Origin of the sequence: Mitsuokella apri, assembly GCF_047974105.1 — a bacterium.
Lineage (GTDB): Bacteria > Bacillota > Negativicutes > Selenomonadales > Selenomonadaceae > Mitsuokella.
Genome location: NZ_JBHYRS010000007.1, coordinates 27,487 through 49,542, shown reverse-complemented (window position 1 = coordinate 49,542; position 22,056 = coordinate 27,487). Strand labels below are relative to the sequence as shown.

Annotated in this window: 21 protein-coding genes and 6 tRNA genes; 7 read left to right on the top strand and 20 right to left on the bottom strand. The window is 51.8% G+C overall.

The window, feature by feature from the left end; genetic code table 11:
- Window positions 1-6: 6 nt before the first annotated feature.
- From nirJ2 to ACE419_RS09470, 3 genes are all read right to left on the bottom strand, one after another.
- On the bottom strand, window positions 7-1,005 hold the full coding sequence (gene nirJ2 / locus ACE419_RS09480; protein ID WP_435721833.1) for a putative heme d1 biosynthesis radical SAM protein NirJ2: 999 nt from the start codon (window positions 1,003-1,005) through the stop codon (window positions 7-9).
- Entirely contained in the window at window positions 1,002-2,192 is a 1,191-nt protein-coding gene (nirJ1, locus tag ACE419_RS09475; protein ID WP_435721832.1) for a putative heme d1 biosynthesis radical SAM protein NirJ1, read from the bottom strand. Before nirJ1 ends, nirJ2 begins: the two co-directional genes overlap by 4 nt.
- Before the next feature lie 68 nt (window positions 2,193-2,260).
- On the bottom strand, window positions 2,261-2,860 hold the full coding sequence (locus tag ACE419_RS09470; RefSeq protein WP_435721831.1) for a TetR/AcrR family transcriptional regulator: 600 nt from the start codon (window positions 2,858-2,860) through the stop codon (window positions 2,261-2,263).
- 231 nt (window positions 2,861-3,091) lie between these two features.
- Between ACE419_RS09470 and ACE419_RS09465 the strand changes: the two genes are divergently transcribed.
- A tRNA-Arg gene (locus tag ACE419_RS09465) sits at window positions 3,092-3,169 on the top strand.
- An 87-nt stretch (window positions 3,170-3,256) separates the two neighbouring features.
- Entirely contained in the window at window positions 3,257-3,649 is a 393-nt protein-coding gene (locus ACE419_RS09460) for a hypothetical protein (RefSeq protein WP_435721830.1), read from the top strand.
- A gap of 73 nt (window positions 3,650-3,722) precedes the next feature.
- On the opposite strand, the gene ACE419_RS09455 is transcribed toward ACE419_RS09460, so the two are convergent.
- From ACE419_RS09455 to dcuC, 9 genes are all read right to left on the bottom strand, one after another.
- Window positions 3,723-5,129 (bottom strand): glycoside hydrolase family 1 protein, encoded by a 1,407-nt coding sequence (locus ACE419_RS09455; RefSeq protein WP_435721829.1) that lies wholly within the window; start codon window positions 5,127-5,129, stop codon window positions 3,723-3,725.
- Between the two features lie 124 nt (window positions 5,130-5,253).
- A tRNA-Tyr gene (locus ACE419_RS09450) sits at window positions 5,254-5,339 on the bottom strand.
- A gap of 4 nt (window positions 5,340-5,343) precedes the next feature.
- Window positions 5,344-5,421, bottom strand: a tRNA-Arg gene (locus ACE419_RS09445).
- A gap of 25 nt (window positions 5,422-5,446) precedes the next feature.
- A tRNA-Ile gene (locus ACE419_RS09440) sits at window positions 5,447-5,523 on the bottom strand.
- A gap of 37 nt (window positions 5,524-5,560) precedes the next feature.
- Window positions 5,561-5,635 (bottom strand) — tRNA-Gly (locus ACE419_RS09435).
- 3 nt (window positions 5,636-5,638) lie between these two features.
- Window positions 5,639-5,713 (bottom strand) — tRNA-Gly (locus tag ACE419_RS09430).
- Between the two features lie 189 nt (window positions 5,714-5,902).
- The gene (locus ACE419_RS09425) at window positions 5,903-6,556 is read right to left on the bottom strand and encodes a trimeric intracellular cation channel family protein (RefSeq protein WP_432646533.1); all 654 of its coding nucleotides are present in this window, start codon (window positions 6,554-6,556) and stop codon (window positions 5,903-5,905) included.
- Window positions 6,557-6,603: 47 nt separating this feature from the next.
- Complete coding sequence (locus tag ACE419_RS09420) at window positions 6,604-7,737, bottom strand: M20/M25/M40 family metallo-hydrolase (RefSeq protein ID WP_435721828.1); 1,134 nt, start codon at window positions 7,735-7,737, stop codon at window positions 6,604-6,606.
- Window positions 7,738-7,757: 20 nt separating this feature from the next.
- Complete coding sequence (gene dcuC, locus ACE419_RS09415; protein WP_432646535.1) at window positions 7,758-9,029, bottom strand: C4-dicarboxylate transporter DcuC; 1,272 nt, start codon at window positions 9,027-9,029, stop codon at window positions 7,758-7,760.
- Between the two features lie 217 nt (window positions 9,030-9,246).
- Here dcuC and ACE419_RS09410 point away from each other — a divergent pair, with 217 nt between their 5' ends.
- Window positions 9,247-9,717, top strand: a complete 471-nt coding sequence (locus tag ACE419_RS09410; RefSeq protein WP_432646536.1) for a low molecular weight protein-tyrosine-phosphatase — start codon at window positions 9,247-9,249, stop codon at window positions 9,715-9,717.
- Between the two features lie 120 nt (window positions 9,718-9,837).
- Here the strand turns inward: ACE419_RS09410 and rbr are convergent, their stop codons facing one another.
- The 3 genes from rbr to ACE419_RS09395 all read right to left on the bottom strand — a co-directional run bounded on the left by rbr (window position 9,838) and on the right by ACE419_RS09395 (window position 12,085).
- Window positions 9,838-10,389 (bottom strand): rubrerythrin, encoded by a 552-nt coding sequence (rbr, locus tag ACE419_RS09405; protein ID WP_432646537.1) that lies wholly within the window; start codon window positions 10,387-10,389, stop codon window positions 9,838-9,840.
- 96 nt (window positions 10,390-10,485) lie between these two features.
- On the bottom strand, window positions 10,486-11,070 hold the full coding sequence (locus ACE419_RS09400) for a hypothetical protein (protein WP_432646538.1): 585 nt from the start codon (window positions 11,068-11,070) through the stop codon (window positions 10,486-10,488).
- Between the two features lie 121 nt (window positions 11,071-11,191).
- Window positions 11,192-12,085: a LysR family transcriptional regulator gene (locus ACE419_RS09395; protein WP_432646539.1), complete on the bottom strand. Its 894-nt coding sequence runs from the start codon at window positions 12,083-12,085 to the stop codon at window positions 11,192-11,194.
- A 133-nt stretch (window positions 12,086-12,218) separates the two neighbouring features.
- Between ACE419_RS09395 and ACE419_RS09390 the strand changes: the two genes are divergently transcribed.
- Window positions 12,219-13,235, top strand: coding sequence for a YeiH family protein (locus tag ACE419_RS09390; protein ID WP_432646540.1), 1,017 nt, complete (start codon window positions 12,219-12,221; stop codon window positions 13,233-13,235).
- A gap of 116 nt (window positions 13,236-13,351) precedes the next feature.
- The gene (locus tag ACE419_RS09385; RefSeq protein WP_432646541.1) at window positions 13,352-13,606 is read left to right on the top strand and encodes a hypothetical protein; all 255 of its coding nucleotides are present in this window, start codon (window positions 13,352-13,354) and stop codon (window positions 13,604-13,606) included.
- A gap of 76 nt (window positions 13,607-13,682) precedes the next feature.
- On the opposite strand, the gene ACE419_RS09380 is transcribed toward ACE419_RS09385, so the two are convergent.
- Window positions 13,683-15,542, bottom strand: a complete 1,860-nt coding sequence (locus tag ACE419_RS09380; protein WP_435721827.1) for a M48 family metalloprotease — start codon at window positions 15,540-15,542, stop codon at window positions 13,683-13,685.
- A gap of 203 nt (window positions 15,543-15,745) precedes the next feature.
- Between ACE419_RS09380 and ACE419_RS09375 the strand changes: the two genes are divergently transcribed.
- Both ACE419_RS09375 and ACE419_RS09370 read left to right on the top strand, forming a co-directional pair.
- Window positions 15,746-17,083, top strand: a complete 1,338-nt coding sequence (locus tag ACE419_RS09375) for a threonine/serine exporter family protein (protein ID WP_432646543.1) — start codon at window positions 15,746-15,748, stop codon at window positions 17,081-17,083.
- Between the two features lie 181 nt (window positions 17,084-17,264).
- On the top strand, window positions 17,265-18,809 hold the full coding sequence (locus ACE419_RS09370) for an SLC13 family permease (protein ID WP_435721826.1): 1,545 nt from the start codon (window positions 17,265-17,267) through the stop codon (window positions 18,807-18,809).
- 67 nt (window positions 18,810-18,876) lie between these two features.
- Here ACE419_RS09370 and ACE419_RS09365 read toward each other — a convergent pair whose 3' ends face one another.
- The 4 genes from ACE419_RS09365 to ACE419_RS09350 form a co-directional block, all read right to left on the bottom strand.
- Entirely contained in the window at window positions 18,877-19,482 is a 606-nt protein-coding gene (locus ACE419_RS09365; protein ID WP_432646545.1) for a hypothetical protein, read from the bottom strand.
- Window positions 19,483-19,676: 194 nt separating this feature from the next.
- Complete coding sequence (locus ACE419_RS09360) at window positions 19,677-20,351, bottom strand: formate dehydrogenase subunit gamma (protein WP_435721825.1); 675 nt, start codon at window positions 20,349-20,351, stop codon at window positions 19,677-19,679.
- Window positions 20,351-21,154 (bottom strand): 4Fe-4S dicluster domain-containing protein, encoded by an 804-nt coding sequence (locus ACE419_RS09355; protein WP_435721824.1) that lies wholly within the window; start codon window positions 21,152-21,154, stop codon window positions 20,351-20,353. Before ACE419_RS09355 ends, ACE419_RS09360 begins: the two co-directional genes overlap by 1 nt.
- A gap of 1 nt (window position 21,155) precedes the next feature.
- The gene (locus tag ACE419_RS09350; RefSeq protein WP_432646547.1) at window positions 21,156-22,049 is read right to left on the bottom strand and encodes a formate dehydrogenase accessory protein FdhE; all 894 of its coding nucleotides are present in this window, start codon (window positions 22,047-22,049) and stop codon (window positions 21,156-21,158) included.
- Between the last annotated feature and the right edge of the window lie 7 nt (window positions 22,050-22,056).

Genomic DNA, 22,056 nt, shown 5'->3' with positions numbered 1-22,056 from the left:
GAGAGATTATTCGCCGCGGCGGCCATGGTAGAGGCACCAGGGCTCTTCGCTCATGTAGTCGCCATTATGATAGTACGCAGCGCGCGCACGGCAGCCGCCGCAGGCACCCTTGTACTGACAGGAGCCGCAGCCGCCGCTGTAATCGAGCGTGCGGAGTTTCTGCAGGACCTCATTCTTGGCCCAGATTTCATCAAACGGCGTCTCGCGCACATCGCCGAGTTCCATATTGAGGTAGGCACAGGGCTGGACCTTGCCGCGCGGGCTGATGATGCAGTAAGAAAGACCAGCGAGGCACCCTCTGTGGAAGCGCGTCTTATAGCCGAGCTGATCCGCGATGCGCAAAAACTGCGGCGCACACGTCGGCTTGAGCTCGATATCGACTTCCTGCTGCTTTTTCATGATGCGCGTGAGCACATCTTCATACTGTTCCGCACGCAGCGATTCTTCTTCAATCGTCTTCGCACGGCCCGTCGGCACGAGGAAGAAGAAATGATGGGCCTTCGCGCCAATCTCAACGGCAAAATCCGTCATGGCCTCAAGTTCGCCCTGATTCCAGTCCATGACAGTCGTATGAATCTGGAACAGCAGACCGACAGCACGGCAGTTTTTCATGCCCTGTACGGCGCCTTCCCAGCCTCCCGGGAAACTGCGGAACTTATCGTGCTTGGCCGGGTCGAGCGAATCGAGCGAAATGCCCATGGCGCGGGCACCGGCTTCCTTGAGCTTTTTCGCCATGTCGAGCGTAATCAGCGTGCCGTTCGTGCCGAATACCGGAATCATATGCAAATCCGCAGCGTATTTGACAAGTTCGAGGATGTCCGGACGCATCAAGGGCTCGCCGCCCGAGAAAATCATGATTTTGAAACCGGCTTTGGCAATTTCACGCAGGAGTTTCTTGCCTTCTTCGGTGTTTAATTCCTCTTCGGCCCTGCAGCCGGCATCGCGGTAGCAATGGGCGCAGTACATATTGCAGGCGTTCGTCGTATTCCACGAGATGATTTTCATTTCTGTTCCTCCGTCAGTCCGATTTCCTCATCCGTCAGATAGCAGCTCGGGTCCGATTCCCAGAAATCGCCCGTGCGCGCCTCGGCACGCGTGCGGAAATTGCCGTTGCAGTTATTGAGCCACTTGCATTTTGCGCAGCGTCCTTTCAGCAGATGCTTGCGGTCCTTGAGACCTGCCATGATGGGATTCGACGTGTCCTGCCAGATATCGCCGAATTTGCGCTCACGTACGTTGCCAAACGTATGATGCTGCGTGAACTGGTCCGGATGAACATAGCCTAAAGGGTCCACTTCACCAAACGCAATGCCCGAGCGGTTGCCGCCGTTCATCGAAATGTACTTTTTGATCTGCGCAGCCGTCTCCACATCTCCGGCTTCCAGAGCCTTGAGATACATGTACGGACCGTCGCAGTGGTTGTCGACCGTGAGGATTTCCTTCTGCAGGCCGCGTTCCTCGAAATCCTTCGTGCGGCGGATAATTGTGTCCATCGCGCGGCGCGATTCCTCCGGCGTGACATCCTGATCCATCATCTGCTCGCCGCGGCCCGAATAGACGAGATGGTAGAAACAGACACGGTTGATATTCTCTTCTTCAATGAAATCGAAAATGCGGTCGAGCTCCTGAATATTGTGATGGTTGATGGTGAAACGCAGGCCGACGCGCTGTCCTACGGCCACGCAGTTCTCGATGCCCTGCATGGCTTTTTCGTAGGCGCCTTCCACACCGCGAAACTTATCATTGATATCTTTAAGGCCGTCGAGCGAAATGCCGACGTAGCCTACGCCGATATCCTTGATGCGCTGAGCGACTTCGCGCGTAATCAGCGTGCCGTTTGTCGAAAGCGTCGGACGAACGCCCTTTGCCTGTGCATAAGCTGCCAGCTCGAAGAAATCCGGGCGAATCAGCGGTTCGCCGCCGGAAAACAGCAGCACCGGTACATGGAAGTCCGCGAGGTCATCGATGAACTTCTTTGCTTCTTCCGTCGTCAGCTCGTCTTTGTATTTTTTCGCATCGGACTTCATATAACAATGCATGCATTTGAGGTTGCAGGTCTTCGTCGAGTTCCAGACCACGACAGGCCCTACGCCCTCTGCTGCACCGTTGCGCATCGTGTGGGCATTTTTCGTATAACGCAGGCGGTCGCCAAAATATTCCCGCGCAAATAAAAGTTTTGTAACACTGATCATAAATTTTCTCCTAAGACGTTAAAACGTTGAAAAGTAAAAGGGGAACGAAGCTGTCTGCCCCGTGCCTTTTACTGTTTGCGGATTCCTGCCAGCAGCAGCCGCGTTTTGAGCGCTACATTCTGCTGAAAGCTGATGGGCAGCTTGCTGAAAGCTGCTGCCTGATAGATGGAATGAAACATCTCGGCGATGAGGTCCGCCGGCACATCGTCGCGAATCTCCCCTGCCTGCTGCCCCTGATGCAGGATTTCCTCAAAAATGGACTTGAATCCCGGTGTGGCCATGCCTCTGCGTGCCTTCTCCTGCGGTTTTGCCGAATGCTCGGCCGCCGAAAGAAAGAGCGGCAGAAGGAAACGATTTTCATCGAGGAATCTTGCCGTAATGGCGCTGCCTGCCTCTAAAAGCTCATAGGAAGGCCGTTTTGCCTCACGCATGTTTTGCAGCTCCGCATTGACCTCCTGCACAAAACGCCCGAGCAGGCACATGAGGATTTCTTCCTTCGACTCGAAGTAATTATAAAATGTGCCAATACCGAGGTCCGCCGCATTCATGATGTCGGCAATGGAGGTTTCCTTGAAGCCCTGGCGGGAAAACTCGCGGACAGCGGCATCGAGGATGGCCTTGCGGGACTGCAATTTTTTTCTCTCTCTGCGCCCCATCTTCTCTTCCATTTGTATCGCTCCAGTCTATTTGCTATAACTGACTTCTGTTGACTATTCCATTATATCGGAAAATACACTTTTTATAAAGAGAAAAATGAACATAGTTCATCTTTTTATTTTATGAGTCTCATATTTCAAAAAATCATGCCTAAAAAATTTATTTCATCAAAAGTGTTGACAGGACCGCCATAAGGTGATACTATAATATGTGTTGACAGCGATAAGCACCAACAAGAACATGACTCAGTAGCTCAGCTGGATTAGAGTATTTGACTACGAATCAAAGGGTCGGGGGTTCGAGTCCCTCCTGGGTCACCATTTGAAAGTACAAGCACTTGCCTCGGCAAGTGCTTTTTTCGTATCATCCATGTACAGCCTATTATATAGAAAGGAACGATTGATTCTATGCTCTACATCGTCACCAAACTCGTCACCGAAGGCCAGCAGAAAGAATTTTCCCTGATTGGCGCCAGTGAGGACAAAAAGCGCGCCGCTGCCATCGCCGCCGATGTCTACAAGGACTACAATAAAAACGCTTCCTTCCAGAACATCGAGATGATCACGGAATGGCTGGCCACGCGCCACACCTACTCCTTCCGCAAGGACAAGGACCACCGCCTGCAGCTGGCCATCACCGCACTTGAGGGCGAGGTACAGCCCAAAGACAAGCAGCTCATTTTCAGCGCCGCAGCTGAGGAAGAAGAACTCATGCGCCGCGTGAGTCAGGCCCTTTTCGAAGGAAAGCACGCGGCAGAGCGCAGAGACGGGACAGTCCATTCCTGCCCGATTGAAAAATAAGAAATAACGGCCCTAACATAAAAATCCGCCCCGTCATGGAGCGGATTTTTTTATCCCCTATATTTTATTTCTGTCATTCATCCAGCGCAGCGCCATTCGAAGCGATGACCTTCTGATACCAATAGAAGGATTTTTTCGGGTAACGGGCAAGCGTCCCTGTGCCGTCATCGTTGCGGTCGACGTAGATAAAGCCGTAGCGTTTGCTCATCTGGGCAGTCGAGGCCGAGACGAGGTCAATGCAGCCCCAGGTCGTATAGCCCAGGACTGGCACACCATCCTTTATGGCCTCGCCGAGCTGTACGAGATGGTCGTGCAAAAACTCGATGCGGTAATCGTCTTCGACCGTCTTGCCGCCTTTGCCATCATCGACCAGTACATCTTTGGCACCAAGGCCGTTTTCAACGATGAACAGCGGCTTCTGCCAGCGGTCATAGTAGCGGTTCAGCACATAGCGCAGGCCCTGCGGGTCAATGGTCCAGCCCCATTCACTTTTCTTGAGATACGGATTGTCCTTGCCGCCCATGAGATTGGCACTTTCGCTCTCCTTGCCCTTTCTGCCCTCGCAGAGGCTCGAATAATAACTGAACGAAACAAAATCCACCGTATTTTCTGCGAGCAGTTCTTCTTCCTCTGCCGTCACGTTTACCGTGATGCCCTGTTCCCGGAAATAACGCTTCATGTAGCCCGGATAGCGGCCGCGCACGTGCATATCCCCGAAGAAATCATTGAAGTGATTGGCTTCCATGACGGCAAGGACATCATCCGGAGCAGGAGTCAGCGGGTAGATGGGCAGGGCGAGGATCATGCAGCCGACTTTGGCGTCCGGCATGATCTCATGGGCCAGCTTCGTCGCAAGGGCCGAAGCCACGAACTCATGATGGCAGGCCTGATAGAGGTCTGACAGACTGAGCTCCTCGCGCGGCGTCAGGATGCCGCCGGACAGCAGCGGCTGGCGCAGCACCGAATTGATTTCGTTAAAAGTCAGCCAGTATTTGACTTTTCCCTTATAGCGGTTGAAAATCGTGCGCACATAACGCTCGTAAAAGCCGATGAGGTCATGATTGACCCAGCCGTTGTACTGTTCTGCAAGATGCAGCGGCGTCTCGTAATGCGAAATCGTCACGAGCGGCTCAATACCGTATTTATGGCATTCGTCAAAAAGGTCATCGTAGAACTGCAGTCCCTTCTCATTCGGCTCTGCGTCATCGCCATTGGGGAAAATGCGGCTCCAAGCAATCGAGGTGCGAAATACCTTAAAGCCCATCTCGGCAAAAAGCTTAAGATCCTCTTTGTAGCGATGATAAAAGTCGATGCCCGCAAGCTTCAGATTATCCGGCGTCGGCTCTTTCGTCGGTCCCGTCAGCACGCCTTTCGGCATGACATCCTGAATATCAAGGCCCTTGCCATCCTCGTTATACGCACCTTCACACTGATTGGCTGCCACTGCGCCGCCCCAAAGGAATCCTTCTGGAAATTTCATGATATGCCTCTTCCTTTTCGCTAATAACTTCTTCATATTATCATTATAGTAGCATCTTCCCCTAAGGGCGGCAAGATTGCACGCACGAAAAAAGCGCCGCTTGCGCGACGCTATGCATTCAAGGTGGTGGGCAGGGATGGATTCGAACCATCGTAATCCGAAGATGACAGATTTACAGTCTGTTCCCTTTAACCACTCGGGCACCTACCCACAATGGTGACCCAGGAGGGACTCGAACCCCCGACCCTTTGATTCGTAGTCAAATACTCTAATCCAGCTGAGCTACTGAGTCATGTGTTGGTTATGAAATTTTATTTTGGTGGGCCCACTTGGACTCGAACCAAGGACCGACCGGTTATGAGCCGGTTGCTCTAACCAACTGAGCTATAGGCCCATTGATTTATATGATCCGCAAGGCGGAATCAAGCAGATGGAGCGGAAAACGAGGCTCGAACTCGCGACCCCCACCTTGGCAAGGTGGTGCTCTACCACTGAGCTATTTCCGCAAATGGAGCGGAAAACGAGGCTCGAACTCGCGACCCCCACCTTGGCAAGGTGGTGCTCTACCACTGAGCTATTTCCGCATCTCATCTTGTTGTCATCCTTCAGAAGACATTCAGAAGAACTTATGTCTCGCTGACTGACAAAAACTATTTTACTCATTTATGCCGCGTTTGTCAACACCTTTTTGAAAAAAATTTAAAAAGAACGCCATCTGCCTCAAAAAAACAAGGCAGATGGCCATGTTATAACCATTGCAAATGCAGGCAGCCTCAGGGCTTCCGGCGAAAAATGCGGCCGCCGGGGCGCGGATGATAGAGCTGCCAGCCAAACTTTAGGGCGCAGCCGCGCAGGACCAGCACAATGACAAAGCAAAGCCACGAAGACACGTCTGCTCCCCAGATCGGCCAGCTCCAGCACATGAACCAGGCACCGACGAGCGAGGCCACGGCATAGACATCCATGCGCAGGACGACGGGCACACGCTGTGCCATGAGGTCACGCAGCATGCCGCCGCCCACGGCCGTGATGACACCGAGCATCATCGGGAAAACATAGGGATTCCCCGTGCCCAGCGTCAGCCCCGTCAAGGTTCCGGTTACCGTAAAAGATGCGAGCCCGATGGTATCGGAAATATCGTAGAGCCGCGTCATCGTTTTGCGGCGCCTGCGGTCAAGCTGAAACGTTTCATAACCATAGGAAACGATGACGGCCGTCACGACCGACAGCAGCAGGTCCGTAGGCTGACGCAGAGCCACGGGCGGCGTCACGCCGGCTAAGACATCGCGGACCATGCCGCCGCCCACGGCCGTCAACAGGGCAAGAACCGTGACACCGAAGATATCCATGCGGCGCGACAGTCCGACCATGGCCCCCGAAACGGCAAAAGCCAGTGTACCGGCCCAGTCAAATAAAATCCAGGTCATATTTTTCTCCTGCCCCTCTGCCGCCGAAGCCGCTTCTCTTACTCCGCTTATTTTGTCTCTTTAGCAGCTTCGCAGACAATGGCCAGAGCCCATCTGGCCGCATCATAGAGGTCTTTTTCTTCAATATATTCTTCTTTCGTATGGCAGTTCGTCATGCCCACGCCGAGCACGACCGTCGGCACACCATAGGTATTAAAATGATTCGCATCCGAGCCGCCACCCGATTCTTCAAGCTCGATGGGGAAATGGAGCTTCTCAGCCGCACACGCAGCAATGACAATGGCTGGCGAATCTTTCGGAATCTCATATGGGCCATAGTCGGGGCTGACTTCTGCCGTAATCTTACAGCGGGTTAATTCTTCACCCAGTTTGAAATGGTCGACAATGCGGCGCGTGATTTCGTCGAGCTTCTTTTTATCACGGCTGCGCGACTCGTAATAAATATCGCAGCTGTCTGCCACGACATTTGTCGCACTGCCGCCTGCAATGCGGCCAATGTTGCAGGTCGTCTCGGCATCGATGCGTCCCTGCGGAGCATCGGCGAGCAGCACACCGGCTGCCTGTATCGCATTGATGCCATTTTCCGGCTCAACGCCGGCATGAGCAGCCTTGCCGGCAATATGAATATGAATCTGATTCTTGCCCGGCGCCTTATAGCTCATGACACCCGGATGACCGTGCGTATCGAGCGTAAAGCCCATATCCGCATGCAGCAGGCTGCTGTCGAGGTTCTGTGAGCCATGCACGCCGTTTTCTTCCGAAATCGTAAAGACAACCTGCAGAGGGCCATGCGGCAGCTTCTGTTCCTGCAGCTGGCGCAGCGTTTCCAGAATAGCCGTAACGCCTGCCTTATCATCCGAACCAAGAATCGTCGTGCCATCGGAGCGGATAATGCCATTTTCAATAACGGGATGAATATCCGCACAGGGCTCTACGCAGTCCATATGAGCTGTAAGCATGACGGTCGGCACATATTCTCTCCCTGCAGTTGCCGGAAAATCGGCCACGAGATTGCCGCAGTTGCCGCCGAGCTTCTCGCCGGCATGATCCTCTTTGACCTTACCGCCGAGTTCCTGCAAGCGTTTTGTCAAAAGGTCGCCAATTTCCCGTTCGTCATGCGTCGAACAGCGAATATGGATAAGCTCCAGAAATTCCTTAAGCACACGTGCCTCATTAATCATGTTATGACTTCCTTCCTACATTATAACAAAAGCATCAAGACAATGGCAGAGGCGATGCATGGCAGTGCATTGCGCTTGGATACTTCAATCGGGTTGACTTTGGCAAGGCCGGCACAGATGATAGCAGCGCCGGCAATCGGCGACATTGAACGGCCCATGGCACCGGCAATCTGCGCCAGAGAACCAAGGTCCATGATAGAAAGTCCGAACTGCTCCGCAAACGGCGTGATGGCACCGTTGAAGGCAAACGCCGCCGCATCGCCTGAACCGGAAATGACGGCGATGAAGAAAGGACCAAACGTGCCCGCAGCGGCCGCGGCTGCCTGCGAACCTTCCATGAGGTCCGTCAGCGCACCCGTAAGGCCGATAGCCGTCATGCCTGTCGTGAAGACACTCGCGCAGACGATAAGACCGATGACATCGGCATAGGCATTGCCCATGCCCTCAAAGAATTTGCGGCAGATGGCCTGTGCATCCTGCAGCGTGACGAGGAAGCCAAGAGCCACGCCAATGAGCATCGACAGCGGTACGCTGACAGGCGGCAGTACGCCGACCTGCTTCGAGCCAAGAATCAAAAGAATGAGCGGCACGAGCGGCACAACGGCCAATAATGGTTTCACATGAAATTCTTCTGTCTTGGCAGCATCTTCGCCAAGAGCAGCCAGATACGCCTGACGGCGTTCGTCTGTCGCTCCTTCTTTGCGAATGACTGCATAAGCCGTCATGACAATAACACAGGCAATCGAAGCAATGACAGAAGCCGGCGTCTCATTGATGATGACCGTCATCATGTCCGTACCGGCCAAATCCGCCACGAAGGGATTGTGGGCATTGCCCGGGCTTATCGCACTGCCCCAGGTGCCCGCCAGCACCGTCGCTGCCGCCATGGCCGGATGGACACCGGCCGCGATGAGCGTTGGAATCAGAATACTGCCGACTGCAGCAGAGCAGCCTGACGCCGAGGGAATGGCCAGACTGATCCACCAGGTCAGAAAGAACGAAATCGGCACTAAAATGGCACGTCCCTTTTTCAAAAGACCTGAAATTGACTGTACGAGATGCTGGTCGCAGGTCGTCAAACGCATGACGTACGAAAAACCCATGACGGTACAGATTGTCGGCACCAAAGAATTATTGACCATTGCCTTGGTAAATGCCTTCATGACATCACCGGGCAGGCCGCCAATCAAACACATGCAAAGACCAGCCAAAAAAAGGACAAGCCTTGCCTCGTATTTCTTGACAATCAGCACGAACGTCAGGACGACGATGAGACCTCCTGCAAGTAACATAAGAAAACCTCCATTCAATTTATAAGATTTTTCTGTTGATTCCTTACATATATTTTATATATTTTTCGTTTATCTTTCAATAACTTATAATAATTTTATTGTCTACTGTAAATGAACATCATCGCTGTTCTATTTGTAATCCTGTCACAATCTTCTTTTTTTAACTGAATAAATCGTGTTATAATGGATAAGACAAAATAACGAAAGGATTTCTTCCATGAAAAAATATAAACTTCTATTTGTCTGCCACGGCAATATCTGCCGTTCAACAATGGCCGAATTTGTCATGAAAGACCTCGTACGCAAGGCAGGCCTTGCCGATCAGTTCCAAATTGACTCGGCAGCCTGCCGGCGCGATGAAATCGGCTCGGATACACACTGGGGCACCAAAGAAAAACTGCGAGAGATGAACATCCCCTTTACGCCGCGCCATGCCCGTCAGATTACAGCAGAAGATTATCAAGCCTATGACAAGATTATTGGCATGGATCAGGAAAACATGCGCGACCTGAGGCGCCTGACCCACGGGGACCCACTGCATAAAACCTGCCTGCTGCTCGATTTTGCCGGCGAACACCGCGAAGTCGCGGACCCGTGGTATACCGGCAATTTCGATGCTACCTATAACGATGTTCTCAAGGGCTGTCAGGCCCTTTTGCGCACCTTAAGCCCTGCTGACGATAAATAAATACGCAAAAAACAAAAAGCCTTTGGGAAGCAAACGCATTTCCAAAGGCTTTTATTCTGTCAATCTTAAATTTTGGCTTCAGTCACGAGACACGAAACGTCTGGATGACATTTCTCCATCTCAATAATTTTCGGCATGAACCTCGAAGTAGCTCTGCGGATGTGCGCAGACCGGGCAAATCTCCGGTGCTTTCGTACCGACGATGATATGGCCGCAGTTGCGGCACTCCCAAACCTTGACTTCGCTCTTCTCAAAGACCTGTGCCGTCTCGACATTTTTCAAGAGAGCGCGATAGCGTTCCTCATGATGCTTTTCGATTTCGGCGACCATACGGAATTTCGCAGCCAATGCCTTGAAGCCCTCTTTTTCAGCCGTCTCAGCAAAGCCTTTGTACATATCCGTCCACTCGTAGTTCTCGCCGTCAGCTGCGTTGCCGAGATTTTCTGCCGTATCGCCAATACCGAAGAGTTCTTTAAACCACATCTTCGCATGCTCGCGCTCATTGCTGGCGGTCTTCAGGAACAAGGCGGAAATCTGCTCAAAACCGTCTTTCTTTGCCCGCGAAGCAAAATAGGTATACTTATTCGTTGCCTCGCTCTCGCCTGCAAACGCCGCTAAAAGATTCTTCTCAGTCTGCGTACCTGCATACGGATTTTTCTTTTCTTCTGCCATTTTTGCTCCTCCTAACAAATAATACTTATTAATTAATTTATATTCATTATAGCATAAACTCTTCTGAAAAGCCAGTTAAGAATCAAAAAAATCTGCTCATTCCTCACCAATGACGGATTGTACAGACGGAATCGAACAAAGCTTTTCAGAGCCAGGGTCATGATGATGGTATTTTGCCAGATACTGGCTTTCAATGCGGTAGACATCAATATCGAGATACGTGGCGGCCATTGCTGCTGCCGATGCAATCGTTGCGGAACCTCCCGTGATATCGATGGCGCTGCGGCCCACGGAGTCCCAGATGTCATGCTGCTTCTTCATGACGCGGTAAAGCGAGGAAACATCCTCTCCCTGAATATACGTGCAGCAGAGGCTGCCCTCGTCAAGTCCGAGATTTTTCTGCAGGAGCTTGACCTGCAGGGCCTGTTCCTTACGGCAGAATATATGCACGTTCTGCGGTTCAAAAAGGGACACGGTAAAGGTCGAAAGTTCCCATGCAGAGCCCATGAGCAGGAAGATGCCGTAATAATCCTTTTTTTCAGCAGCATAATGATTCCTGAAATGTGCCTGTGCCATCGGCATGAGCTCGGCGTCGTAATAATTATCTGCCCAAAGCTGCTGCTCCGGCGTATCTTCAGGCATATTGCGCCAGATTTCCTTTTTGTCAGTCAAACTGATCATCACAATCCCCCCTGACTAAAAACAGAAAAAGGCTTCTATAGAAGTATTAACTGACCTCAATAATCTACTTTAATATTCGCCCTCCCATGCAAACATCCCTTCTTTTTTCAGAAGCTTCTTTTCAAAATCCGGCTGCTTCGCGAAGTTCCTGACAAAAGGCAGCATATTTCTCCGTGTAGATGCTGCCCTTCTCCCAGATAAAATCAAAATCATGTTTCATCGAGAAATCTGCCAGGGGAATTTCCTGCAGGATGCCCTGCTGCAGCTCCTTTGTCACAGCGATTTTATAAAGGAACGAGATCCCGGCATCGCGTTCCAGCAGGCCAATGATGGTATGCATATTGCCGACTTCCGTGAAATGGATAAAATCACGGACCTTCATGCCGTACAGAGCGAGATTGCGTTCAAGGATATTGCGCGTGCCCGAGCCAGGTTCGCGAATAAGCAGGCGCTCCTGCAAAAGGTCATGGAAATAACGGGGCTTACCTGCGGCAAAAATATGCTCAGATGCGCAGACGCCGATATACGCCTCCGTGCTGTAATGGCAATGTTCATATTCTTCCTGAGGATAATATCCCTCGACGAGCGCCAGCTGTATACGCCCTTCCGCGAGCATCTGCAGCAGCTGCTGCGTATTGCCAAAGACCAGTTTGATATTGAGCTCCGGATGTTTTTTCAGGATTTTGGCCAACGGCTCAATAACAGCATATTCCCCAACTGTCATGGTCACGCCAAGAGAAAGCTCTTCAATTCCCTGTATCTGACTGTGCAGCTCGGCCATAAGCTCCGCCTCATCGTTCTTCATCGCTAAAAAGCGCTTGCGCAGGATTTCGCCAGATGGCGTCAGATAAAGTTTTTTATTCTCATAACGAAACAGCGTTACACCATAAGCATCCTCCAGAAAATGAATATGCTGCGAAACAGCCGGCTGCGTAATATTCAGCAGCCTGGCAGCCTGTGTAAAATTCATCGTCTGGCAGACGCAGAGAAAGGTCTCCACCCGAAAATCCAACATATCATGCCCTCCTGTTAATAATATTATCTTATCGATATATTATAATACATAATTTTACATTTTTATCCCTGCCATTTATAATCAACTTGACTTTTGCGCAGGTCAAAATATCAGAATAAGGAGATTTTCTTTTATGAGCATTCGTAATATCAATCTCATCTGGCATCGCGCAAGCATTGGCTTTCTTGTCACGCTGATCTGCTCGTTTGCCGGACAATACCTCGCCAAACTGCCGGGCTTTTCCCTCGTCGGACACCTCGTGCTCGCTTTACTGCTCGGCATGTGCCTGCAGCTTTTGCGGCCGGTAACGCTGGCCGCACAGGTCAGTACGCCGTTCATCGCCAATAAATTTTTACGTGCCGGCATCATCCTCTTAGGCTTCAAGCTCAACCTCGTCATCCTCATGAGTGCCGGACTCAAGAGTCTCGAAGCTGCCGTCGTGGTCGTTGCCATCATGATTCCCCTGAATTTTGCCGTTGCCCGCTTCTTCAAGGTAGAACACACCCTTGCCCTGCTCACGGCCTGCGGCTGCAGCATCTGCGGTGCGGCCGCCGTCATGGGCGTTTCCAGTGCGGTCAGGGCCAAGGCCAATCAATCCGTGCTGGCTGTGGCAATCGTCGCCATTCTCGGTACCGTCTTTACCCTGATTGAAGTCGGCCTGCAGCCTTTCTTAGGCTTCACGGACAGTCAGTTTGGCGTTATGGCCGGCCTCAGCCTGCATGAGATTGCCCATGCCGTAGCGGCTGGCGGCGCAGCCGGTCCTGTCGGCACAGACAGTGCCATTATCGCGAAGCTCTCGCGCGTCCTGCTGCTCGCGCCTGTCGCAATCATTGTCGGCATCCTCGAAGCACGCCGCTTCCGCAAACAAAATGGCGAGAGCGAAGGCAAAATGTCTGTACCAATCCCTTGGTTCATGGGCGGCTTCATTATCGCCAGTGCCGTTGGCTCTTATGTGCCGGGCATTGAGCAGTATGTTCCTTCCTTTGTCCAGCTCGCCTATCTGCTGCTCGGCATGGCCATGGCTGCACTCGGCCTCAACGTCAATTTCGGCGTCATCCTCAAACAAGGCATCCGCCCTCTGATTGGCGCCATTCTCTGCTCGTTCGTCATCATGGGACTTGCCATTGGCATCGTACATACTTTCTTCTAAAAATAAATAACCACTTCTGAAAATAGGTACAGAAAAATCTGCATCCCTCTGGTATAATAAAGGTAGTATTTAGAGTATTCTTCTTTCAAAGCGGCAAATGCCAAGGAGGGATTTTTATGAAGAAAGTCATAGCTGCTGTTTTGGCAGCACTGCTCATCTCAATTGCTGTGCCGGTACTGGCTGCTTCTTCAGCGGACGATAACAACACGTGCCCGGTAAGAAGCTGCTACGAAAATAACGCGGCCTGCAATAATGGTGCATACTGCAGTGGCAATCGCGCTTACTGCCGTGACGATAACGCCTATTGCAGCGGGCCTCAGCGCGGTCATTACCGCGGCGGCTGCGGAGCCGGTTATCCCTGCGGCCGTTAATTTTGCTCAAACAGTAAAAAAAGCCTTTCTCTGTCAGAGTTCCCAATCTGACAGAGAAAGGCTTTTTTCGAACTGTTTATTTTTTTCTGTTCTGCTGATCCTTTTCTGTTTTGGCAGAGGCTTCTGTTTTTTCCGTTTTCGCGGTCTGTGCCGTTTTTTCCTTCTGCTTCTTTTTCCAGGCCTCCAGTCTTGCCTTTTCCTTCTCCGCCTGTTCTTTTTGCCACGTCTTATAATCCTTCTCTGAAATCTTTTGCAGATATTCCGAAGGAATGCGGCGAAAGGCAGCGGGGCGCAGTTTGTAGAATTTCTGATAACTCTCCAGCGCCTCATCCTTGCGGTTCATCTCATCTTCGATTTCCGCACTCATAAGATAGCTGTATGGGTTTTCCGCATCGACCTTCATGGCACTCTGACAGTCCGCAAGAGCTGCCTCGCGATTGCCGAGCATGCGGTAAATATCAGCGCGGTTGAGGAAATTATAGGCATTCTTATCATCCAGGGCAAGGCCCTGATCTGCATCAGCCAGGCCGCCTGTATAATCACCATCCACGGCTTTGGCCCGGCCACGGATCACGTAGCTCTCCGCCTCATTATCCATATGCTTGGCCGCGAAAACGCGCCCCAGTTCCCACAGAGCCTGCTTTCCCATGCCATAATCACTGTAGGCATCGCCGTTCTCGCGCATCTTTTTGACTGTTTTTTCATCGGCAGCAGCCACTTCAGCCTTAGCTGCTGACAGTTCCTGCTGACGCGCTGCCTCGGCCTCTTTCATTTTCGTGCGGGCACCTGTTGCTGCTTCTCCTGCATATGCATTCTGCACCAGTTCCTGCAGGCGGCTGCCAAGGTGCTGGACGGACACAAAATCCTGCAGGGGCTTATAGACACGGTCGGATGTCAAAAAGTTCAGGCCGCCCTCGCCATCATCGCGAAAATTCCATGCCGCTAACGAATCGCAATCGTGGAAAGCCTTCGCGAGTCCGCCTGCGACATAATAGGCATTTTCCACCGTATTATCGTAATCATCCCGTGTCAAATCCACGGTCAGCAAATCCTGACCATCGATGCAGACGGTTTTGCGGTCTTTGACGGTCACATGGCCGCAGCCATAATCCGTCATCATCTGCGCGAGTCTCTTTTCACGCAGTTCTGTTTCCGGATGGTCGGAAAAATTCTCCTGATTCTTTTTCTTATCGTCAGGGTCCTGATACTCAAGCACGTTGCGCGTCTCATACGTCAGATAATAAGCCATGCGGTACATGGCAGCAGCAGGGCCGCCCGGATTGAAGCCAGCACTCGTCATAATATAAAATCCGCCTGCATCGGCATCATACTCCGTCGGCAGCGTGACATTTTTCGCAATGGAATAATTGGCCAGGGCATTGAGTTTATTCCAATCCATGAGCCCTGCATCCATATTGAGAAAACTCATGCCGTAATACTGCGCGACAGCCTTGGCATAGTTTTTTGCACTGTGCTGTTCAATACCATGCGTCATCTCATGACCGAGGACGGCTGCGAGTTCATCCTCATCGCACTCAAGGCCGCGTACCAGAGCGCGGTTGATGCTGACATAATCCGTCGGGAAACACGAGGCATTGAAATCGCTGCTGTTATTCACGCCCCATATGAAGGGCAGGGAATTTGTCCTGAGGACATACTGACCTTTATTGACCAGCTGCCTCATAACGCGATTGACGACGTCCCAGTCGTGATGATTCCCATCTTCGCCATTTTCCTTTAAATCCTGACGGGCACTCTGCACCTGTGCACTGACATCATTGCCCAGAGCAAGGATACTCGACAGACTCGATTTATAAGCGGCATAAACACCCAAAGACTGCGCGGCAACAGCCCAGGCATCAACGGCTTCCGCCCTGCCTGCCGGCAAAAAAGCCGCACCGAGCCCAATGGTGCCGCTTAGACACACAGCCAACATTTTTCTTCGCCAATTTCTTTGCCAAGGATACAAATAGGACACCTCCCGCCTCACTTCTGACCTGATTATAGCAAAAAATACAAGCACTGAAAATACTTTGTTTAGTCAATTATCAACTCGCTTGAAAGCCATCTCCAAGCATTGTATAATTTCAATATACCATAGTCTTTCTTCATGAAAAACAGCAAAAAGGGGGCAAAATCATGGAGACAAAGGACGAGAAGTCACTTGAAGAACTCAAGGAACCTTTCGCCGAAATCGGTCCTAAGATGCATCTTCTCCTGCACACCGGACAGCTTCTGATGGAAAATGGCGCCGACAGTGACCGTACGGTACGCGATATGATGCGTGCAGCAGCCTACATGGGCATCCCGAAAGACCGCATTCATCAGCATGTCATGTACACGACCTTGATGCTCAATGTCAACGATGAGACTCATTCTTATACGGAATTCCGCAAATGCAAAACACATGGCATCAATATGACCACGCTTACGGCTGTCAGCAAACTGACCTGGCGTGCGCTGCAAAAAAATTATTCTCTGCACGAGTTCGAACGCCATCTGCTGCGCATCAAGAACAGGCCGCGCAATTATCCTGTCTGGCTTACAGCACTCGGCGCCGGCGCTGCCTGCGGCGGCTTCTGCAAGCTTTTTGGCGGCACATGGCTGGATTTTTTGCTTACGGCCATCTGTGCTTTTCTCGGGTTCTATACCAGAAGACTCTGCAATCATTATGCCTTCAACACCTATGCTGTCATCGCTATCACGTCCTTTGCGACCACGATGTATGCCTGGGCAACGCAGTTCCTGACAGGAAGCATGAACTGGTATCCGCTCATTTCCTGTACACTGTTCCTCGTCCCCGGTATCCCGCTCATCAATGCCGTCGATGATCTCCTGAATAATTTCATCGTTTCTGGCATGACCAGAGCGACTCACACACTGCTGATTGTCGGGGCCATGACGTTTGGCATTGTCATAGCGATTCGTCTCGGCAATGTCTCAGACTTCACAACGGTCAGTCTGCAGCCGGACAATATTTACTTCTCGCAGGCCATAGCAGCCGCGATATCGGCCATGGGCTTCTCCATCATCTTTAATATCCCGCGGCGCCTGCTGCCCGTCGTCGCAGTCGGCGGCATCATCACCGTGCTGCTGCGCAATGTCATGGTCCTGCAGTTCGGCTTCTCCCAGACGGCTGGCTCCTTCCTCGGGGCTGCTGCGGTCGGTCTCATTGCGCTCAAGGCCATTCACTGGTTCCACGCACCAAATATCATCCTGACCATCCCCTCGGCCATCCCGATGATTCCAGGTGTCCTGCTCTACCGCGTCCTCTTTGCCCTATTAAACATTCAGGATATCACGCCTGCGGCCCTGCTCACCATGATGCGCGACGGCGTGGCTGCCGTTACCATTATCATCGGCATTGCCATCGGCGTGGCCATTCCGAACATCTTCATTCACCGCTATATCGAAAATAACAAGCAGCGCACCGTCAAAGATCTTCTCGACCGCCGCTACTTAAAAGAAGATGAATAACATATCGTGTTCCATTATAAATAATGGAATTTAATTGCATGGCATTCAATCATTCCTAAAAAGAATCGTTTGAATGCCATTTTTCTATTGATAAAGTTCTGATATTTCTGTATCATAAGACGTATAACACAGTTCTGACTTGCGCAGTCAATTCCACTACTACGTCGAAGGAGGAATATCCATGAACCAGATCAACCAAGAGGCGCTGGCCGTGAAACGCGCGGAGCAGCTCTTTGACCGCCGCCGCCGCACCATCGGACTTTTTGGCGCGCCCATCCTTGCCCTGCTCGTATTCTTTACCCCGATTGACGGGTTGACACTTGAAGCCCATAAACTCTTATCCATTATGGTACTCGTTGCATTATGGTGGATTACTGAGCCTGTTCCCATTCCTGTAACATCTCTGATTGGCCCGACTCTGGCCGTCATCACGGGCGTCGTGCCGGTCAGCATGGCTTTTTCCGCCTTTGCCAACCCCATGATTTTTCTCTTCATGGGCGGCTTCATCCTCGCCAAAGCCATGATGACACATGGCATCGATAAACGCTTTGCCTACTGGCTGCTCTCAAGATCCTGGGTTGGCTCCAACCCACGCCGTATTTTCCTCGCTACCGGCCTTGCCGCAGCCCTCTGCTCCGGCTGGGTCAGCAACACGGCGACCGCGGCCATGATGTTCCCGATTTGCCTGGGCCTGCTCGCTTCCATCAAAGAGATGTTTGCCGTCAACGGCCGCAAGATTGACCTTTACGATTATAAATATGCAACCGGCCTCATGCTCATGACCGCTTATGCCTGCTCTATCGGCGGCGTCCTGACGCCAATTGGCACCCCGCCTAACCTCATCATGCTCGGCTTTCTCGACCAGATGACGGATATTCAGGTCTCCTTCTTTGAATGGATGACCTGGGGTATCATTGCTATGATCGCTTATTTCATCATTGCCTACGTTGTCCTGATTCGCATGTTCCCCGCCGATGTTGAAAAAATCGACGGTGCTGAGAATTTCATCCAGAATAAGCTCAAAGAACTCGGCAGCTGGACGCGCGCGCAGAAAAATACGGTTTTCTGCTTTGTCGTGGCCGTCGTACTCTGGGTTCTGCCGGGCATCCTCTCCATCGTCCTCGGCAGCGGCTCGCCCGTCCTCAAGATGTATAATAAACTCTTCCCAGAAGCAGTCGCCGCTATGATTGGCGCCCTGCTGCTTTTCTTAATCCCCGTCAATTTCAAGAAACGCGAGTTTACGCTGAGCTGGAAAGATGCAAAAGACGGCATCGAATGGGGTACGCTGATTCTCTTCGGCGGCGGCCTTGCCATGGGCGGCATGATGTATAAGACCGGCCTTTCCAAATGGGTCGGCGATGCCATCATCGCGATGATGGGCGGCGAGCCATCCCCGATTGCCATGGTTGCCATCTTCTCCGTCATGGCCCTGCTGCTCTCCGAGCTCACGAGCCATACGGCTGCGACAAACATGATTGGCCCCCTGGCCATCACCGCAGCCGTTTCCGCCGGCATGAGCCCCATCCCGGTCTCGGTTGCGATTGCCCTTTCGGCTTCGCTCGGCTTCATGCTGCCGGTTTCGACACCGCCCAACGCCATTGTCTACGCATCCGGATACATCCCCATCACCAAGATGATCCGCACGGGTGTTTATATCGACATCATCGGCATTGCCTGCGTGACCATTCCACTCTGCATTTACTTCGTCTCCTGGGTAACGGGCTGACAGGTCTGCCATATAAAAATACCGCATCAACACGATGCGGTATTTTTATGCTCTTTTTTAATTCCCGTCAGTTATTAATCCGATAATCCTCGAACGAGGCAATCATACCGGAATCAAGCCCTGCTATCAGTTCATGCAGGGCCGCCGGTGACGTGTAATCAAGCGGCAGAAAACAATTTTTTGCTTCATTATAATGGGCTCGTATCTCATTCTCGATTCTGCGGATGGCACATTCATTCTGGAATTTATACGATTCGAATTTTTTTAAGGAATTCGCATAACCAAAATACGAAATCAACCCCCACAATACGACAAAAATAAAGACAGATGCAGCCGGCAGATGAACGCCGATTAAAAGATAGAGCAGCAGCGCCAAAAGGAAACCGCCAATGCCCCAGCGCTGTTTCGACGGCGGCTGCCAGCAGACGGCCTTGAGCCAGAGGTCCGAAAGTGTCGCATATTTATCCTCAAGCTCCAAAAAATACGGTTCTAAACGGCGCAGTTCTGCGATGGTCTCCTGCCGTGTCGCCGGCACGGGTGCCAAATTCTTCAATAATATGAGTTCCGGCATGCCCTGTTTTAAAGGACTGGCTGCCAGCGTTGCCGGCTCGCCGCAGAAGGGACAGATCCGCGTCCCCGACTCCAGCATACGGCCACATTTCCTGCAGATCATGATGATCCCTTCTTCCTTGTTGCAAAACAAAATGAATATATCCTGGTTCGTTTTTTCAGGTTTCCTATACGATGCAATCTATGCTATGAACAACTATATATTCTTTTTCGCCGAAGAGTAAAAAAATCCTGCCATGAAAACCATGACAGGATTTTTATTTTATGTTAGGTCAATATTACAGCTGATTTTCCAACTCATTTAATCTCACGCTCAAGGCGGCCTTCTGTTTCCAGCTGGTCCGTCCATTTCGCATGATGATGCTTCGCATAGCTCTCCTTGACCGTGCCGTCGCGCATGCCGTGGAAGGAATCGGGATTGACGCCGATAGCCAGATAAATATGGCCGATGGCAGCGGCAAAGCCGAGGCCTGCACAAATGCTGTGCAGCGGAATCATCCAAGTGCGGATAGAGGGAGAGATATGGCCGGCACCGAGCCAGAGCGTCAGGCCGGAGACCACAAAGCCGAGCCAGAGCAGGGCCTGCAGCAGAATGTTCAAACGCTCGCCGCCGTTATAAAATCCCTGTTTCGGCATATCCTTCGGCTCTCTGCCGATGAGTTCTGCAGGGAATTTGACGAGGAATTTAATATCATCCTTGTCAAAGCGCAGGACCTCGCGAAGGAGTGTCAGAATGCCGCTGCGGGCCGTGAAGAGTAAGGCCACAATCGGATTCAGCAGGAAAATGACGCCGAGGATGTGATGACAGGTCTGCAGCGTCTCAGCACCAAACGTCTCATAAAGGAACAGGAACTTATTCGTATAAAGCGGCATCGCCGTCAGGAATAAGAGGAAAAATGTAATCGCATTGACCCAGTGAAAGTAGATAAACCCTTTCTTATGGCGTTTGATGTAAGTCGTGTTTTTTGACATCATTTCTCCCCCTTTCCGTTATCATCCTTGTTCTTGCCCGTCAGGCCCTTGACTGCAGCAAGGCCGAGTACACCGACCAAGGCACCCGCACCAGCGATCTTGCCCAGCGGACGCACGACGTCTTTCCAGATATCAATGGAAACCGGCGTCACAGCCTGCGGCTTGAAGCCATATGTCTCCGGTTTTTCCGGCAGTACATAAATCATATGCACGCCGCCGACGCCCTGCGGATTGAAGACGTTGGCATCGGGATAGCCTTCATTCTTGAGTTCCTGCACGCGCTGGCGGGCAATTTCCTCAATCTCTTCATACGGTGCAAACTGCAGGGCATCGGCCGTGCAGGTCTTCGCGCACGAAGGCGTCATGCCTTCCTCGATGCGATCAAAACAGAGATCGCATTTCGTTGACTTATGCGTCTCCTTGTTGATTTTCGGAATGCCAAACGGGCAGTTGGCCACGCAGTAGCCGCAGCCGACACATTTATCCTGATTGATGACCACGGCGCCCGTCGGCAGTTTGTCGATAGCCTCTTCCGGACAGCCTTTCGCACAGGCAGGATCTCCGCAGTGCATGCACTGCGTCTTGACGAAATCCCAATGGAACTTTTTCTTCTCATCGACGCGTTCCGTCATGCGAATGAGCGTCCATGTCATCGGTGTCAGATCCTTATGAGACTGATACTGTCCCTCAAACGGCGTTGACATATCCGCCGGCAGGTCATGCCACTGCTTGCAGGCGACCATGCAGGCCCTGCAGGCGCTGCAGCGTGCGATATCGTGCAGCATTGCCATTTCTTGTGCCATTTTACTCTTCCTCCCCTTCTGCAGAGGCCAGCAAAACGCTGCCCTTCTTCACAAGGCCTCTCTCCGACCCCAGAATATCGAGGTGGAGCGTTGCCCAGTCGTGACGATAAATCTCTTCTTCCCCATTTTCATCCTTGCCCTGATACGTCTTCAGGTAAGCATGGCATTTGTCACAGACATCGAGACGCATCGCTTCTTCGCCTTCCGGCTCCAGTACGTGCATCTTTTTTAAGTCTTCATTGCCGCAGTAAACGCAGCCTACGCGTGCATACGGCCAGACCGTATGGCAGCCGTCGCAGACGAGGAAGCGCGCGCGGCCTTCCTGCTCTTTGCGCAGAACGGCAAGAACCGGCTGACGGCCGCAGACCGGACAGTAATTTCTCTTCCAGCCAATCGTTTCCCAGACAGCAGCGTCTTTTGCTTCTGCCGGCACGAGAGCGTCGAGAAGAGCCCAGCCCAAGAGACGCAGGCTGGTTTCCTCAAGCTGCTGCACTTTGACAAACTCGCCAAAGGCTTTGTCTTCCTGCTTTAATAATAGAAGGAAAAGCTGCTGCCGCAAAGGAAGTTCTGTCTGCCCAGCCCACGCGGCAAGCGCGTTCAGGGAATTTTCCATTGCTTCTGGCAAAACAATATCGGAACCTTTTAAAAGGCTCTGCAGTACATCCTGCAGCTTAGCTGCAGCAGCCGCCGTAATTTCCTGCTGCAGCTCTTCATGCTGCAAAAGCGGCAGACCATCCTTTACGAGAGACTGCCAGGTATCCTGCGGCGGCAGGGAGATGGGAGAAACCGTCTCGAGCAGAACCTTTTCAAAAGATTTCCGCCAGCCGGCCGTCTCCTTGAGATACGCATGCTGCTCAAGATACGCATCCCACTTCGTTTCGTTAGCAGATTTCATAAAACGC